The organism is Rhizobium sp. N324 (assembly GCF_001664485.1).
Taxonomy (GTDB): Bacteria; Pseudomonadota; Alphaproteobacteria; order Rhizobiales; family Rhizobiaceae; genus Rhizobium.
Genome location: NZ_CP013630.1, coordinates 2551083 through 2566870 on the forward strand (window position 1 = coordinate 2551083; position 15788 = coordinate 2566870).

At 62.0% G+C, this 15788-nt stretch carries 14 protein-coding genes and 1 pseudogene; 7 read left to right on the forward strand and 8 right to left on the reverse strand.

Features of this window, described 5'->3' with window-relative positions:
- Positions 1-150: 150 nt before the first annotated feature.
- Positions 151-977, reverse strand: a pseudogene (locus AMK05_RS12280) (VCBS domain-containing protein).
- A 254-nt stretch (positions 978-1231) separates the two neighbouring features.
- Between AMK05_RS12280 and AMK05_RS12285 the strand changes: the two are divergent.
- Both AMK05_RS12285 and AMK05_RS12290 read left to right on the forward strand, forming a co-directional pair.
- On the forward strand, positions 1232-2839 hold the full coding sequence (locus AMK05_RS12285) for a fumarate hydratase (protein ID WP_064838726.1): 1608 nt from the start codon (positions 1232-1234) through the stop codon (positions 2837-2839).
- Between the two features lie 251 nt (positions 2840-3090).
- A complete protein-coding gene (locus AMK05_RS12290; RefSeq protein ID WP_064838729.1) occupies positions 3091-4158 on the forward strand; it encodes a GGDEF domain-containing protein in 1068 nt (355 codons plus the stop codon).
- Positions 4159-4206: 48 nt separating this feature from the next.
- Here AMK05_RS12290 and AMK05_RS12295 read toward each other — a convergent pair whose 3' ends face one another.
- Together AMK05_RS12295 and AMK05_RS12300 are read right to left on the reverse strand one after the other, a co-directional pair.
- Entirely contained in the window at positions 4207-4818 is a 612-nt protein-coding gene (locus AMK05_RS12295; protein ID WP_064838731.1) for a pyridoxamine 5'-phosphate oxidase family protein, read from the reverse strand.
- A gap of 37 nt (positions 4819-4855) precedes the next feature.
- Complete coding sequence (locus tag AMK05_RS12300; RefSeq protein WP_064838734.1) at positions 4856-5836, reverse strand: alpha/beta hydrolase; 981 nt, start codon at positions 5834-5836, stop codon at positions 4856-4858.
- 47 nt (positions 5837-5883) lie between these two features.
- Between AMK05_RS12300 and AMK05_RS12305 the strand changes: the two genes are divergently transcribed.
- Entirely contained in the window at positions 5884-6351 is a 468-nt protein-coding gene (locus AMK05_RS12305) for a MarR family winged helix-turn-helix transcriptional regulator (RefSeq protein WP_064838736.1), read from the forward strand.
- A gap of 3 nt (positions 6352-6354) precedes the next feature.
- On the opposite strand, the gene AMK05_RS12310 is transcribed toward AMK05_RS12305, so the two are convergent.
- Both AMK05_RS12310 and AMK05_RS12315 read right to left on the reverse strand, forming a co-directional pair.
- A complete protein-coding gene (locus AMK05_RS12310) occupies positions 6355-7545 on the reverse strand; it encodes a low temperature requirement protein A (protein ID WP_064838738.1) in 1191 nt (396 codons plus the stop codon).
- A gap of 23 nt (positions 7546-7568) precedes the next feature.
- A complete protein-coding gene (locus tag AMK05_RS12315) occupies positions 7569-7943 on the reverse strand; it encodes a gamma-butyrobetaine hydroxylase-like domain-containing protein (RefSeq protein WP_064841348.1) in 375 nt (124 codons plus the stop codon).
- A 136-nt stretch (positions 7944-8079) separates the two neighbouring features.
- Between AMK05_RS12315 and moaA the strand changes: the two genes are divergently transcribed.
- Complete coding sequence (gene moaA, locus AMK05_RS12320) at positions 8080-9126, forward strand: GTP 3',8-cyclase MoaA (protein ID WP_064838740.1); 1047 nt, start codon at positions 8080-8082, stop codon at positions 9124-9126.
- Positions 9127-9408: 282 nt separating this feature from the next.
- Here the strand turns inward: moaA and AMK05_RS12325 are convergent, their stop codons facing one another.
- Positions 9409-10194 (reverse strand): methyltransferase domain-containing protein, encoded by a 786-nt coding sequence (locus AMK05_RS12325; RefSeq protein WP_064838742.1) that lies wholly within the window; start codon positions 10192-10194, stop codon positions 9409-9411.
- A gap of 116 nt (positions 10195-10310) precedes the next feature.
- Between AMK05_RS12325 and AMK05_RS12330 the strand changes: the two genes are divergently transcribed.
- From AMK05_RS12330 to AMK05_RS12340, 3 genes are read left to right on the forward strand one after another with little or no spacing between them, the layout of a single operon-like run.
- The gene (locus AMK05_RS12330) at positions 10311-11447 is read left to right on the forward strand and encodes an ABC transporter substrate-binding protein (RefSeq protein WP_064838744.1); all 1137 of its coding nucleotides are present in this window, start codon (positions 10311-10313) and stop codon (positions 11445-11447) included.
- 6 nt (positions 11448-11453) lie between these two features.
- Positions 11454-12524, forward strand: a complete 1071-nt coding sequence (locus AMK05_RS12335; protein WP_064838747.1) for a FecCD family ABC transporter permease — start codon at positions 11454-11456, stop codon at positions 12522-12524.
- The gene (locus AMK05_RS12340; protein ID WP_064838750.1) at positions 12518-13270 is read left to right on the forward strand and encodes an ABC transporter ATP-binding protein; all 753 of its coding nucleotides are present in this window, start codon (positions 12518-12520) and stop codon (positions 13268-13270) included. Before AMK05_RS12335 ends, AMK05_RS12340 begins: the two co-directional genes overlap by 7 nt.
- A gap of 22 nt (positions 13271-13292) precedes the next feature.
- On the opposite strand, the gene AMK05_RS12345 is transcribed toward AMK05_RS12340, so the two are convergent.
- Positions 13293-14243 (reverse strand): sugar-binding transcriptional regulator, encoded by a 951-nt coding sequence (locus AMK05_RS12345; RefSeq protein ID WP_064838753.1) that lies wholly within the window; start codon positions 14241-14243, stop codon positions 13293-13295.
- Positions 14244-14264: 21 nt separating this feature from the next.
- Entirely contained in the window at positions 14265-15731 is a 1467-nt protein-coding gene (locus AMK05_RS12350) for an FGGY family carbohydrate kinase (RefSeq protein ID WP_064838755.1), read from the reverse strand.
- Between the last annotated feature and the right edge of the window lie 57 nt (positions 15732-15788).

Below are 15788 nucleotides of genomic sequence, written 5' to 3' on the forward strand. Positions count from 1 at the left end.
CTCATTCCTGTGCTCGTCACAGGAATTCAGCCACGGCGCGTCCGCGCCATGATTGAATCATACTTCAAGGGAGTCTTTCGCGCCCAAGGACTTGGGCGCACTGGATTCCTGTGACGAGCACAGGAGGGAGATGATGCGCCCCGGCAAACGTCAAACCAACAGCGAAAAATTGTCCATCACGACAGAATTTCCCATGAAATCGAAGCGGATTTCGTCGATGTCTTCGATGCTGACCTCGAGATTGGGACCGGTAACCTCGAGTTCCTGCTGATAGACGATCTGGCCGTCGTTCATGGCCGTCAGCGTCAGGTGAAACGGCGATGCCGCCAGTCGGCGATCGAGACGCCCTGAAAGGTGAACTCCCCGCCGTCGACCATTTTCAACGTCACGGGCGCTGAACCCGGGGATAGGACGGTATCGCTGAAGCCGTCCTCGGTGATGGCGTCGACGCCTGGGATGGTATCGTAGACGATACCGTTCAGAAGCGTCAGTTCCTGACTGCCGTTCACAAAGAGTGCAAAGCCCCGATAGTCGGGAAGGAAGAAATTATCCGCCCTCGACGTGACGCCCATGTCGTCGAAATCCAGGACCTCGTGGTATTTTTCGCCTTCGTTGACGCCGTCGATCGCGAGCGTCAGCACGCCTAGGTCCGTGCCTCCTGAGCCATCGGACATCTTGTAGCTCAGCGTCTCGATGAGCTGATCGTATTTCCCTAAATTCCTCACCACGTCGAGCGTGTAGTCCAACTCGTATGTGAAATGACCGTCAGGTTTCACTTTGAAGGTTCCGTACTCGCCCTCAATGATCGTTTCGTGGTCAGGCCCATGTTTGGCGTCGATACGCACGCCATTGACGAAGCGGGCATACATCTGCGCTCCCTCAGGATCGCTGGCGAGGCGTAGCAGATTGCCCCTGATCCAGTCATGCTCGAAAAAAACGAGAAGGTCGTCGACAGCAGTTGGCTTTGCATTTGGCATTGGAAGCCCCGGCAGGTTAACGCTGCGGGAATATGAACCGGGCTCGAACCGAAAGCAACCTGAAGTCGGTCTCTTCGCACCAAATGTCGATGTCCCCTTTCTTTTACTCGCCTAGCGCGTGTGACATGCCGACGGCAAAATGCAGCACGACATGGCCGCAACGCCAAACTCCGCCGCATGCAGATTGCTTTTGCCCGACAGGGGATTTAGATCGGTTCCAATTTAGCGACGCGCCCACCAGAAAGGTCACTTCGATGGCTGACGATCTCTTTCCCCTTGGCAAGGATGCCACTGCCTATCGCAAGATCAGCAGCGATTATGTGTCGGTCGATACCTTCAAGGGTCAGGAGATCCTGACTGTCGAGCCGGAAGGCATCCGCCTGCTCGCCGAAACCGCCTTTGCCGACATCAACCACCTGCTGCGCCCCGGCCATCTGAAGCAGCTCGCCTCGATCCTCGACGACCCCGAGGCGACCGACAATGATCGCTTCGTCGCCTACGACCTCCTGAAGAATGCCAATATCGCTGCCGGCGGCGTATTGCCCATGTGCCAGGATACCGGCACGGCAATCATCATGGGCAAGAAGGGTCGCAGGGTCTGGACCGAAGGCGGCGACAGCGCCGCCCTCGCCCGCGGCGTCATGGATGCCTATGAGAAGAAGAACCTGCGTTATTCGCAGCTCGCGCCGGTGAAAATGTTCGAGGAGAAGAACACCAGGAACAATCTGCCGGCCCAGATCGATATCTATGAGGAAGGCACCGACGCCTATGAATTTCTCTTCGTCGCCAAGGGCGGCGGCTCGGCCAACAAGACCTTCCTCTACCAGGGCACGCCCTCGCTTTTGACGCATGACCGGATGATCGACTTCCTCAAGGAGAAGATCCTGACGTTGGGTACGGCCGCCTGTCCGCCCTACCATCTGGCAATCGTCATCGGCGGCACTTCGGCCGAGATGAACCTGAAGACCGTCAAGCTCGCCTCGACCCGCTATCTCGACGAGTTGCCGACCGAAGGCTCCGAGAGCGGCCACGCCTTCCGCGATCTCGAGATGGAGAAGGAAATCCACAAGCTGACACAGCAGATGGGTGTCGGCGCCCAGTTCGGCGGCAAGTATTTCTGTCATGACGTGCGTGTCATCCGCCTGCCCCGCCATGGCGCCTCGCTGCCGATCGGCCTTGGCGTCTCCTGTTCCGCCGACCGCCAGGCCAAGGGCAAGATCACCCGCGACGGCATCTTCATCGAACAGCTCGAAACCGATCCGTCGAAATACATGCCCGAGATCGATGAAGCGAAACTGTCTGAATCGACCGTCCATATCGACCTCAACCGGCCGATGGCCGAAGTGCTGGCCGAACTCTCCAGGCATCCGGTCAAGACGCGCCTGTCGCTCACCGGCACCATCATCGTTGCCCGCGACTTGGCGCACGCCAAGATCCGCGAGCGCCTGGAAAAGGGCGAAGGCATGCCCGATTACCTGAAAAACCACCCGGTCTATTATGCCGGTCCCGCCAAGACGCCTGTAGGTTACGCCTCCGGCTCCTTCGGCCCGACGACGGCCGGCCGCATGGACAGCTACGTCGACCAGTTCCAGTCCTTCGGCGGCTCGATGGTGATGCTCGCCAAGGGCAACCGCTCGCGCGCCGTACGCGAGGCCTGCAAGAAACATGGCGGCTTCTACCTCGGCTCGATCGGCGGCCCCGCCGCCCGCCTCGCCCAGGACTGCATCCGCAAGGTCGAAGTGTTCGAATATCCCGAACTCGGCATGGAAGCGGTCTGGAAGATCGAGGTTGAAGACTTCCCCGCCTTCATCGTCATCGACGACAAGGGCAATGATTTCTTCCAGGAATTGAACCTGGGGTGATATCGACAAGTCGAATACGACCTCCGGCAGAGAAGAACTGTAAGTTTTTCGGACAGCTCCTTCACATAACCAGCCTGCGCCGACCCCGAAAAAGATAGATTTTTCCGTGCAGAATCATAGGCATGAAAGAAGTATTGACCTATAGGGCAATTGTCGCATGTAGTATTTGGTATATGTCGCTTTAATCTTTTCCCAAGAAATTTAAGCTACCAAATAGAATATTGCCTTTGAATATATGAGGAGTTCGCCGGATGAATACGGCTGTCGCGCCCAAGGTGCAGGTTCCCGATGTTGCGGGCCAGATCACCTATGCCATGCGCTCGATGGGCGTTGCGCCGATACCGCGCAATTACGAACTCTTCTACGAGGCCTATATCGGCTCCAATCCGGCGCTCACCCGCGAACTAGCCGCCCTTGGCAGCCAGGCGACGCAGGCCGAACTCGACGCGCTCGGCGCGCAATATTTCACCAGCAGCCCGGCCCGCGTCGTCGACGACGCCCATAGCCGCATATCGGGCGAACTCGACGGCCTGCTCAGGATCCTGCGGCAGGAGCAGAGTTCGCTGGAAAGCTATACCAGGCTGCTTGGCGAAACCCATAAGCGCATCACCTCCAAGAGCAACGCCAGCGTCGAACTGATCGAGAACGCCATCGAGCTTTTGAGCCAGGCGACGGGCGACACCATGGCGCATGGGGAACGCACCGTCGAAGACGTCGTTCAGCGCTCGCAGGAGATGGACCAGGTCCGCAAGGAACTGGACGAATACAAGCGTATCGCCAACACCGATTCGCTGACGCGCCTTTCCAACCGCCGCGCCTTCGACGAGCGCCTCGCCGCCGTCTTCAACAATCCCGGCATGCGGCCGGTGACGGCGCTGCTGCTCGCCGATATCGACAACTTCAAGAAGATCAACGACACCTACGGCCATCCCGTCGGCGACAAGATCCTCGCCACCGTCGCCTCGGTCATCCGCAGCAATGTCCGCCGCGATGTCTTCGTCGCCCGTGCCGGCGGCGAGGAATTCGCGCTGATCATCGACGGCAATACGCCCGAGGAAATCACCGCGATCGCCGAGCGCATCCGCCGCACGCTGGAAACGACACCGTTCAAAAACTCCCGCACGCGGGTGAATTACGGCCCGATCACCGTCTCGATCGGCATCTGCATGGCCTCCAGCGCCGAGGATGCCGGCGAACTCTACAGCAAGACCGACATCGCCCTTTACGGCGCCAAGAATGCCGGCCGCAACTGCACCATCCTCTATCAGGACGGCATGCAGAAGGATTTCACCAAGAGCTGGCTGATCTACAAAAGCTGACGGCGAACCGCCGCCGCAGGCGCGCTGTCACCCACAGGTGACAGCGGCTTACCACATCGTCTTCGCCGCCCGTCCCGGCCATTCGCGGTCGTAGGTTTCCTGGTCGAAATCGCCGACCGCCGCCTTCAGCATCTGGCCGGGGGTCGGCAGGCCTGCGGGATCGGCGAAATGCCCGGCATTCCAGAGTTCGGCCCGCATCACCGCACGGGCGCATTGAAAATAGACCTCGTCGATCGAAATGACGATGACGGTGCGCGGATGTTTGCCGTCCATCTCGAAACCTGCAAGCAGCGCCTCGTCGTTGGAAACGACGCCGCGTCCGTTGATGCGCATCGTGGTGTTCGAGCCGGGGATCAGGAACATCAGCGCGAGCCGCGGATCGCGCACGATATTGGAAAGCGAATCGACGCGGTTGTTGCCGCGCCAGTCCGGCAGATGCAGCGTCCCGTCGTCGACGACGCGCACCACCCCGCCGAGATCGCCGCGCGGTGAACAGTCGAGCCCTTCCGGCCCGACGGTTGCAAGCGCCGCGAACGGCGAGATCTCGATCATCTCGCGATAAAGCGGCGTCAGCCGCCTGGTCACCTTGTCGACCGAGGCCTGTGACAGGCCGGCGCCGTAGATCGTGTTGAGCTCTTCGATGCTGCTGATGATTTTCATGAGGCGTCCCGCCGCGGCTTGATCTTCGCGCCGGACGCTACAATGTCGCGCGCCGCGCCGGAAGCTCAAAAAACGGAATGATCTCCGCAACTTTTTTGATGCTTTCGTCAAACGCGCCCTCTTCACCCCGATCGCCGTCGAGAAAAGCCGCAATCGCGCCAAACACCGGCGCTGCGCCCACGATGCGCCGGTGCCCGAAGCCGTTCGCCCAGAACAGGCGCACACTTGCACCCGCCGCACCGTACCGCCTGGCATGGGCCGGCGGCACCTCCTTGTCGTCCTCGGCATGGATGACGAGCACCGGCCGGCCGATGCCGCCTGCCGTATTGTCCGCGTCGAACGCCTCAAGTCGCCTCCCGGTGACGCGATAAACCTCATTCTCCAGCGCAGCCTGCGCCGCGGGGCGAAGGCCGATCATCCGGCCGAAATCGACAAACAGCCAGCGCATCTCGCTTGGCGCGCCGATCAGCACCAGCCGTTCGCAGGCAACAGGCCCCATGTCGGGCAGCAGGCCGGCCGCCGAGACCATCAGCGCCGCACCGCCAAAGGAATGGCCGATGACCGCATCGAAGGTGCCGAACCGCTCCCCGGCCGCGGCGATCGCACCGACCGCAAGCCCCATATGCAGGGAACACCCGCCGGCGCGCCCGTGGCCGGGAAAATCGAGCGCCACCACTTCCGCACCGGTTGCCGCAAGCATCGAGACGAGCTCGGCCATATATTCGCCACTCGAGCCCCAGCCATGCGTCACCAGGAAACGCGGGCGTTTTCCCCTCGCCCCGCCGTTCAGCCGATAGGCATGCGCTTTCGCCCCGCTGGCAAGCTTGAGGGTAAAATGCTCGGCGCCGGCAAGCCGGGCCGCGCCCGCGGCGTGCGCCGCCTTTGCCTTCGCGCCCTTCGGCCGCGGCGACGGTGTGCGGCAGAACAGCCGGAATGCCATCCTGCCGGCCAGCTCCGGTGAAACCGCCTGCAGAGCCGAAAAACCCAGACGGGTGACCTCCAGCGCAAAATTTGCCATAGTGAGAATCCAAAAGACTGTTCAACACTGAACAATAAAGTACAACGATGAACAAAAATCAATCCCTTCCCTGGGATCATCCGCGTTTTCGCAGCTGGATCGCGGTGGCGCGCGCCTGCCAGCTGATGCAGCAGTCGCTGACCCGCTCGCTGGCCGATCTCGACATCAAGCCGCCGCACCTCGATATTCTGGTCAATCTCTATCGTTTCGAAGGCATCTCGCAGCAGGAGCTGGCGCGCAAGCTGCTGGTCGGCCGCTCCAATATGAGCATGCTCTTGCCGCAGATGGAAAAACGGGAGCTGATAGAGCGGCGCGGCGACGCGCGCGACAAGCGCGTGCTGCGCCTCTACCTCACCGGGGAAGGCCGCCGGCTGACCGAGGCGGCGATGGCGATCCAGACCGACCTCATCGAACGCACGCTCTCCGACGAACCGATCGAACAATGCATGGCGACGGCCATCTCGATGGAGCGCATCATCGCCACCCTGCTCAAGGATCTCAGCGACGACGACTGATGATCAATGCAGCGTCGGCGCCGGCGATGTACCGCTCAGCGAGCGGTATTCCCAGGCGGCGACGACGATCAGCACCAGCGTCGCCAGAATGCCCAGCAGATAGATCTCGATGAAGGGGGCTGAGAAGGCGAGCAGGATCAGCAACACGAGGCCGGCAAGATGCGACAGCGGCAGCTGCCCGCTGGTCGCGCCCTTGAACCAGAGATTGCCGATCAGGAACAGGCCGGAGCCGCCGAGCACCGCCGCAGCAATGCCGAAATCGCCGGTCTCGTGCGGATGCGAGAACATGAACTCGACGGCCACCGCATGCACGATGATGCCGGCCAAGATCGGGATATGTCCATAGGTGAAGGCCTGCCGCGCCAACGCCCCCGGCGTCGCCTCATGTTCGATGCGGTGGGCGGCGCGCCCGTGGCCGAAACGGAAATAAAGCCACCACATGGCGACCGTGCCGACGAAGCCGGTGACGAAGACGATCCCGGTCAATCCTGAAACCGGCAGCTCCGAAAAGGTGCGTCCGGAAACCAGGATCGCTTCGCCGAGGCAGATGATGACGAAGAGCGCGCAGCGCTCGGCCATATGCGCGCCGGAGACATCCCAGTCGCTGGGAACGGAGCGGCCGAGGCCCGGCACCGCAAAGCCCGCGGCCGGCCCGGCATATTCGATCGCCAGCGCGATCACCCAGGCGATCAGCCGGGCTTCATGCTCCAGCAGCCCGCCGGCAATCCAGAAGACGCCTGCAACGATGAGCCAGGTGGTGATGCGGACGAAATTCAGCGTATTGGCGCGGTCGACGCGTGTCATCGCATAGGTCGCAAACAGCGAGCGCCCGACCTGCATCGCCACATAGGCACCGGCAAAGAGCAACCCCTTGTCGCCGAAGGCCTCGGGAAGGGAGGCCGACAGCAGCAGCCCCAGCATCATCAGCGCCACAAGCATGCCGCGCACCGGCATCTTGTCGGGATCGAGCCAGTTGGTCACCCAGGCGGTGAAGATCCATACCCACCAGACCGCAAAGGTCATCAGCGCCGCTTCGGCGGCACCAAGCGGCGTATAATGAGCGGCAAGCGCATGCGAAAGCTGCGAGATCGAAAAGACGAAGACCAGGTCGAAGAACAGTTCGAGGAAGGTCACCTTGCTGCCGGCCGCACTCCCCTTGGCGCGCAGCCAGTTCTTTCCGTTCGCTTTTGTCATGTATCCCCCGATACCCGTTGATTTCAGCGCGGCTTTTCCGCCGTGTCGCGGTTCATGCCTTTTTCGCGGAGCTCGTCCTCATAGGCCGAAAACAGCTCCGCGCCCCGTTCGCCGAGTTCGCGCAGATAAGTCCAGGTATAGATGCCGGTATCGTGCATGTCGTCGAAACCGATCCTGACGGCATAATTGCCGGTCGGCGTCATCGAGATGATCGCGACGTTGCGCTTGCCCGGCACCGTCACCCGCTGTCCCGGCCCGTGGCCCTGCACCTCGGCCGACGGCGACAGCACGCGCAAAAGCTCAGCCGACAGCTCGAAGCTCCGGCCGTCGTCGAAGGTCACCGCCAACCGCTGCCGGTCTTTCGAAACGCGAATTTCGCTCGGCCAGATATCGCTCATCATTTTGTCCTCTTCTCCTGCGAGGAGTAGGCGCTGATGTTTTTCAGCGCAAGCTGAAATTGGCATGCGCGCACCGGCTGTTTCCCTTGACGCGACAATAGCATATGCCCACATTGAAGAGAGTACGGAGATCCAGTTGAATACCAGGGTAGGAACGATAGGCGATGCATCGCCGCTCACGGCGGATGCACATCCGATGATCGACCCGTTCGGCCGGGCCGTCACCTATCTGCGCGTCTCCGTCACCGACCGCTGCGATTTCCGCTGCACCTATTGCATGGCCGAGAACATGACCTTCCTGCCGAAGAAGGACCTGTTGACGCTGGAAGAGCTCGACCGGCTCTGTTCCGCCTTCGTCGCCAAGGGTGTGAGGAAGATCCGGCTGACCGGCGGCGAACCGCTGGTGCGCAAGAACATCATGTATCTTGTCCGCCAGCTCGGCGAAAAAATCGGTTCCGGCCTCGACGAGCTGACGCTGACCACCAATGGCTCGCAGCTCTCCCGCCATGCCGAGGAGCTCTACGAGTGCGGCGTGCGCCGCATCAACGTCTCGCTCGATACGCTCGATCCCGATAAGTTCCGCAAGATCACCCGCTGGGGCGATTTCGCCAAGGTGATGGAAGGCATCGACGCGGCGCAGAAGGCCGGCATCAAGATCAAGCTCAACGCCGTGGCGCTGAAGGATTTCAACGACGCCGAGATGCCCGATCTCCTGCGCTTCGCCCATGGCCGCGGCATGGACCTGACGGTGATCGAAACCATGCCGATGGGCGAGATAGACGAGGACCGCACCGACCAGTACCTGCCTCTCTCCGAGCTGCGCACCGATCTGGAAAAGCAGTTCACCCTCAGCGATATCGATTACCACACCGGCGGCCCGGCCCGTTACGTCAGGGTCACGGAGACCGGCGGCCGCCTCGGCTTCATCACGCCGATGACCCATAATTTCTGCGAGAGCTGCAATCGCGTCCGCCTGACCTGCACCGGCACGCTCTATATGTGCCTCGGCCAGAACGACGCCGCCGATCTTCGCACCGCACTGCGCGCCACCGAAGACGATTCCCTCCTCCACACCGCCATCGACGAGGCCATCACCCGCAAACCGAAGGGCCACGACTTCATCATCGACCGCACGCACAATAGGCCGGCCGTGGCGCGGCATATGAGTGTCACTGGTGGGTGAGGCCCGGTCCCCGCAAAGCGGGGAGCGATCGATCCAGTGAATCGATCGCAGGGCCGAACGCCCTGAGCCCAAGCGGAGGGCCGGGATACGGTGCGGAAATTTCCCTCTTCTCCCCAGCGGGGAGAAGATGCCCTTCAGGGCAGATGAGGGGGGAGCGACGACAGGAGCGAATGCGCTGAGCGCAAGCGAAGGGCATTAAATGCAGTGCCGCGGCCCCCCTCATCCGACCCTGCGGGCCACCTTCTCCCCGCTGGGGAGAAGAGGGAGAAGCCGCAGCCCTCATCACCCAGGCTTACGCGCACAAATCGCAAACCGCTCCTGCACCATCCGCTCCAGCCCCCTGAGAAACGGCATCTTGCGCGCCTGCGCCCAATGAATGTCCCCAAGCTTGCGGTCGACGACGATGTCCACAAATCCGGCCTTGCGCAGAAGCTCGACGACCGCTTCGGCCGGCATGTCATGGGAGAAATGCACGCGCGAGCGGATCTTCTGGTGCCGCGCCATCATCTCCGGCGACATATGGCTCGCAGCCGGCTTGCCAGTGATCTTCGTCCAAAGCTTCTGCAGGCCCTTGACCCAGGTCTCCTTGCCCATATTGCCGTCGAGGATCAGCACTTTGCCGCCTGGCTTCAGCACCGCGAACCATTCCTTGAAGGCCGAGGCTGGGTCCACCAGCGTCCAGACAAGGTGCCGGTTGGTGATGACGTCGTAGCTGTCCCGCGGCTCCATGGTGCTTTCGGCGTCGCCGGAGATGAAGCGGATATCGGTGCCGCGCTTCTTCGCCTTGGCGCGCGCCTTCGCCAGCATCGCGTCCGACCAGTCGAGCCCGGTGACCCTGAAGCCGACATCATTCATCAGATGCGATATCACGGCGGTGCCGCAGGCGAGATCGAGTGCTGCGCGCCCCTGCCCTTCGCCGAGATGCTTCCGGATCAGCCGCTGCCAGCCCTTCCGCTCGCCTTCCGAAAAGATTTCATGGCCGACGCTCTGGTCGAAGGTCTCAGCCCGCTCCGACCAGAAATCGCGAATTTCGTCGCGGATCGAGTAGTTGGTATTCATCGAATTCATCGCAAGGCACCCCGGCATGGCATCAGTTTGGAAAGGCTCTAAAACATATAACTTGATTCACAAAGTCATATTTCTTATGCCTGCGGACATTATTCAGACGTCAGGGGAATTTCCAGATGAATTTCGCAAAACTGCTCGCAGTGTCCGCAGCTGCGATTGCCGGCTTGATGCCGCTTTCGGCCTGGGCGCAGTCCTTCACCGTCAAGGATGTCGCCGGCCGCGAAGTCAGCTTCGACAAGCCGGTCGAGCGTGTGATCCTTGGGGAAGGCCGCATGCTCTACGCCGTCGCGCCGATCGAGAAGGAAGATCCCTTCGCCAAGATCGTCGGCTGGCGCAACGATCTCTGGACCACCGATAAGGACGGCTTCAACGCCTATGTCGCGAAGTTTCCCAAAGGCAAGGACCTGCCCTTCCTCGGCAATCTGACGGATGGCACGCTACAGACCGAGACCGTCGTCAAGCTACATCCCGATGTGCTTTTGCTGCCGATCGGCAACAAGACGGCAGCCGACGAAGTCAAGCTCAAGGACATGCTCGCCGGTATCGGCGTGAAGATCGTCTATATCGATTTTCGCGAGCATATTCTCGCCAACACCGAGCCGAGCCTGAAGATCCTCGGCCAGCTCTTTGGCCATGAGGACCGCGCCGAAGCCGTCGCTGCCTACTGGAAAGAGCAGATGGCGCGCGTCACCGACAGGCTGAAGGCCGCCAATCCGCCGAAGCCGAATGTCTTCATGTACCGCGCCGCCGGCCTGGTGGAATGCTGCGGCACCTTCGGCCCCGATAATTTCGGCCTGATGGTCGATCTGGCCGGCGGCCATAACCTCGGCTCCGATTTCCTGCCGGGCTATACCGGTTCGATCAATGCCGAACAGGTCGTCGCCTCCAATCCCGATGTCATCGTCGTCACCGGCTCCAACTGGAGCCAGACCAAGGATGCCAAGGACTTCGTCAATGTCGGCCCGAATGCGGCCGCGACCTTCACCGACAGCCGCAAGGCGCTGAACACGCTGATGGAAAACCCGGCTTTCACCGGCTCCAGGGCAGTTGCCGGCGGCAACGTCCATGCGATCTGGCACCAGTTCTATACCAGCCCCTATCAATTCGTCGCCGTGCAGCAGCTCGCCAAGTGGTTCCACCCGAACCTCTTTGCCGATCTCGATCCGGATGCCACCTTCAAGGAATTCCACGAAAAATTCCTGCCGGTCGCCTATCAGCCGGGTTATTGGGTCGATGCCAAGGCGAGCCAGTAGTCCGAAATGGCCGAGATCGCCGCCATATCGGTTGAAGGAGAAGCTGGGAGGGAGCGCTACCGCGCCCTCACCCGGCGCAAGCTTTTGATCCTAGCCGCCATGACGGCGGCGCTCTGCCTGTCCTTCTCAGTCGATCTCGCCTGGGGACCGGCCCGCTACAGCCTCAGTGAGGTCGTCGCCGCCCTCCTCGACCCCTCCTCCGTTTCCGATCAGGTGCGGGCCGTCGTCTGGAATATCCGCATGCCGGTCGCCGTGATGGCGATCGTCGTCGGTGCCTCGCTCTCCGTCGCCGGTGCGCAGATGCAGACGATCCTCGCCAATCCGCTGGCCAGCCCCTTCACGCTCGGCATCTCGGCGGCGGCAAGCTTCGGCGCGGCTCTGGCGATCGTCACCAGCGTTCCGCTGCTGCCGGTCGCCGCCGGCCTGCTCGTGCCGGTCAATGCCTTCATCATGGCGCTGATTGCGACACTTTTCATCCATTTCGTCTCGCAGGCCCGCGGCGTCTCGGTGCAAACAGTGGTGCTGCTCGGCATCGCCCTGGTTTTCACCTTCAACGCGGCCCTCGCCTTCCTGCAATATCTCGCCTCCGAACAGGCGCTGTCGGCAGTCGTCTTCTGGACGATGGGCAGCCTCACAAAAGCCACCTGGCCGAAGATCTGGGTGACGCTCGCCGTTCTGCTGATTGCCCTTCCGCTCTTCGCCCGCAATGCCTGGGCGCTGACCGCCATCCGCCTCGGCGAGGACAAGGCCGCGAGCTTCGGCGTCAATGTCCGCCGCATTCGGCTGGAAACCATGCTTGTCGTCTCGCTGCTGGCCGCAGTCCCCGTCAGCTTCGTCGGCACCATCGGTTTCGTCGGCCTCGTTGGCCCCCATATCGCCCGCATGATTCTCGGCGAGGATCAGCGCTTCTTCCTGCCGGGCTCGATTCTGTCAGGCGCGCTGCTGCTGTCGCTGACCTCGATCGTCTCGAAGTCGATCATCCCCGGCGTCGTCTTCCCGATCGGCATCATCACCGCGCTGGTCGGCGTGCCCTTCTTCTTCTCGCTCATCCTCTCGAACAGGAGCCGGTCATGGTAGCGCTTCAGTTGCAATCGGTCGGCGCCTATCACGGCCGCAAGCTCTTCGTCGAAGATGTGACGACGCCGGTGATGAAATCGGGCGAGATCGTCGCTGTCATCGGCCCGAACGCCGCCGGCAAGTCGACGCTGTTCAAACGCATCACCGGCCTGCTCAAGGGTCCGGGCGATGTTGTCGTCGAAGGCTCGAAGGCGAAGAACGCCATCAGCTACATGCCGCAGGATACCTCCGCCAATGCGGTGCTGACCGTCTACGAATCCATTCTCCTCGCCCGCAAGCAGGGCCAGTCCTGGGCCGTCGGCGACAATGACCTGCACTTCATCGACGAGATCATGGCGGCGCTCGATATCGCAGCACTCGCCTTCCGCGATCTCGGGGCGCTGTCCGGAGGCCAGCGCCAGCTCGTCTCGATCGCCCAGGCGCTCGTCCGCGAACCGGAAATCATGCTGATGGACGAACCCACCAGCGCCCTCGACCTCCACCGCCAGGTCGAAGTCCTCGACTTCATGCGCCGCCGCGCCCGTGCCAAAGGCATGATCGTCCTCGTCGCCATCCACGACCTCAACCAGGCGCTGCGCTTCGCCGACAAAGTCCTCCTCATCGCCAACGGCCGCATGCGCGCCTGCGGCACCCCCAGGGACGTCGTCACCGCCGAAATGCTGCGGGAGATTTATAGGGTCGAAGCCCGCGTGGAGAAATGCTCGCTGGACCATGATCATGTGATCGTGGATGGGACGGCGCATTGAGGCTGGCAATCAGCCTGCCTGATCAATCGATCAATCGCTGCGCCGTAAACTTGTCCGTAACAAGCATGTCGATGACCCCGACGCGCAGCGCCCCTGCAATAGCGTCAGTCTTTTTGGCTCCGCCGGCGAGCGCAATGACCCGGTCCACGCGCTCCAAATCCTCGAGCGGCAGCCCGATGACCCGGTCATCCAGGGGCGTCTTGACCGGCTTGCCGTTTTTATCGAAGAAGCGAAGCGAAATATCGCCGACGGCGCCCGCTTCCGCGAGATCGGAGAGTTCGCGAGACGAAAAGATGTTGCCGGAGCGTGCGAGAAGTTCGGAGGGTTCGACAGCTCCTATACCGACGATCGCAAGCGTTATGCTGCCGAATAGATCCATCGTCTCGCGGACGAACGGGTCGGCCTGCATCAGAAGCTTTGCCTCCCTCGACGTCGTCACGCCCTGCACGGGGAGCAGTTTCGGCTCGGCGCCGGTCAGCCGTGCAAGCCGCGTGGTCAGCTGTGTAGCGTGCGTCTGCACCGAAGGATCGCCCATGCCGCCAAGGGTCTGGACGACGTATTTCACCTGAGCGCTCTTCTGCGGATGAATATTCTCGACCATCTTGAAAATGGTCTGGCTCCAGCTCGAAACGCCGATGATCTCCCCCGGCGCCAGCGTCACCTCCAGGAGATGCGCCGCTGCCTCGCCGATACGGGCCATGATGGCGCCGTCCCGGTCTTCCGTGCACTCCACGACGATCGCCTCCGGCAGATCGTATTTTTCGCGAAGCGCGCTCTCGAGTTCGCTGTAGGTGCCGACGGGAGGAATGACGCTGGTTCGCACGATATCTTCAGCCTCGGCACGCTTGAGCATGCGCGACACCGTCGCCTGCGACAGGCGAAGGTGCTGTGCGATCTCCGCCTGCCGCCGACCCTCGATGTGGTACATCTGGGCGACCCTTGAAATGAGGCGGAGTTCGTTGAGGCGAGTCATCGCTAATCCCAGAGTGAATTTTTATTCACCTTTAGCCTGTGTTTCGCGGGACGTCGAGCGGGCGAGCGCATCATTCCAGGTCTGCAGAAGCGCTGCTCGATCGACGGGTTGCGGCTGAATGGTCTGGGTGTTTCGCGGCAAGCCCGCGACCATGTGGAGGTCGCTCCACAAGCCGAGGGACAACCCCGCCAGATAGGCGGCGCCCAGCGCCGACGCCTCGGGTGCTTCGCATTGGATGACGGGATGTTGGATGAGGTTCGAGACGCACTGCATCAGGAAGCGGTTCTGGCTCGGTCCGCCATCCACATGGAGCGCGCCGAGTTCGCCGCCGCTTTGCGCCCGCATCGCCGCGATCACGTCATGCACCTGGAAGGCGATGGAATCGGTGACCGACCGCGCCATTTGCGCCCGTGTCGTGTTGAAGTTGATCTGCGAGAACAGGGCACGGGCGTCGGAATGCCAGTAAGGCGCCCCCAGTCCGACGAAGGCCGGCACGAAACCGGGTCCGCCAGGCGCAGCGCTCGCAGCGAGTTCGACAAGGGCCGCCACATCTTCAAGGCCGAGAATATCCGCCATCCAGGGAAGGCTGGCGGCGCAAACCAGAATATTGCCTTCGAAGGCGAAAGTCGGTTTTCCCCCGATACGCCATGCGACGGTGGTTGTGACCCCGTTGCGCGGGGCAATGAATTGCGGCAGCGTCGTCATGATAGAAGAGCCGGTTCCGAAGGTCACCTTGCCGTCGCCCGGCTTGAAGGCTCCATGGCCGAACAAGGCTGCGTGGCTGTCTCCGATCGCGGCCATGATTGGAGTGCCATCCGGCACCCCTGGCAATCCTTGCGTCCTGCCGAAATCGGCGGAACTGTCGAGCACCTCGGGCAGGAGCGCGATATCGACGCCGAAGATCTCGCCAAGCTCCTCGCTCCATTTCTGTTCCCGCAGATCGAACAGCTGGCTCCTGGCGGCGTTGGAAGCGTCGCAGACATGCCGGCGTCCGCCCGTCAGGCAGTGGACGAGCCAACTGTCGATCGTTCCCAGCCGCACTGGCCGCTCGGCTGGAATCCGGTCGAGCAGCCATCGGAGTTTCGAACCCGGGAACATCGGATCCAATGGCAGGCCGGTCAGCGCCTGCACACGGTCAGCGCGGCCTTCGGCAATCAGACGTTCGCAATCCTGCGCGGTTCGACGGCACTGCCAGCTGACCACCGGTCCGAGCGGCTCTCCCGTTTCGGCGTCCCAGGCGGTGACGGACTCGCGCTGGTTGGAAATGGCGACCGCCTCGATGCTTACAGCCGGGCTGGCCTTCAGGCAGGCGTCGATCGCTTCGCAGACCGATGCGTAGAGCCGGCGCGGGTCTTGTTCGACCCAGCCCGGCTTCGGATAGGAGATGCCGACAGGAGCCGAACCCCTTCCGACGATGTCTCCCTGTTCGGAAACGAGAACTGCTTTCGAATTGGTCGTGCCCTGGTCGATTGCCAGAATTGCCCGCATTCCATCCTCCCGGATCAGGTGGCGGCCGGGCGACAAAAACCTCCCGGCCGGTCACGC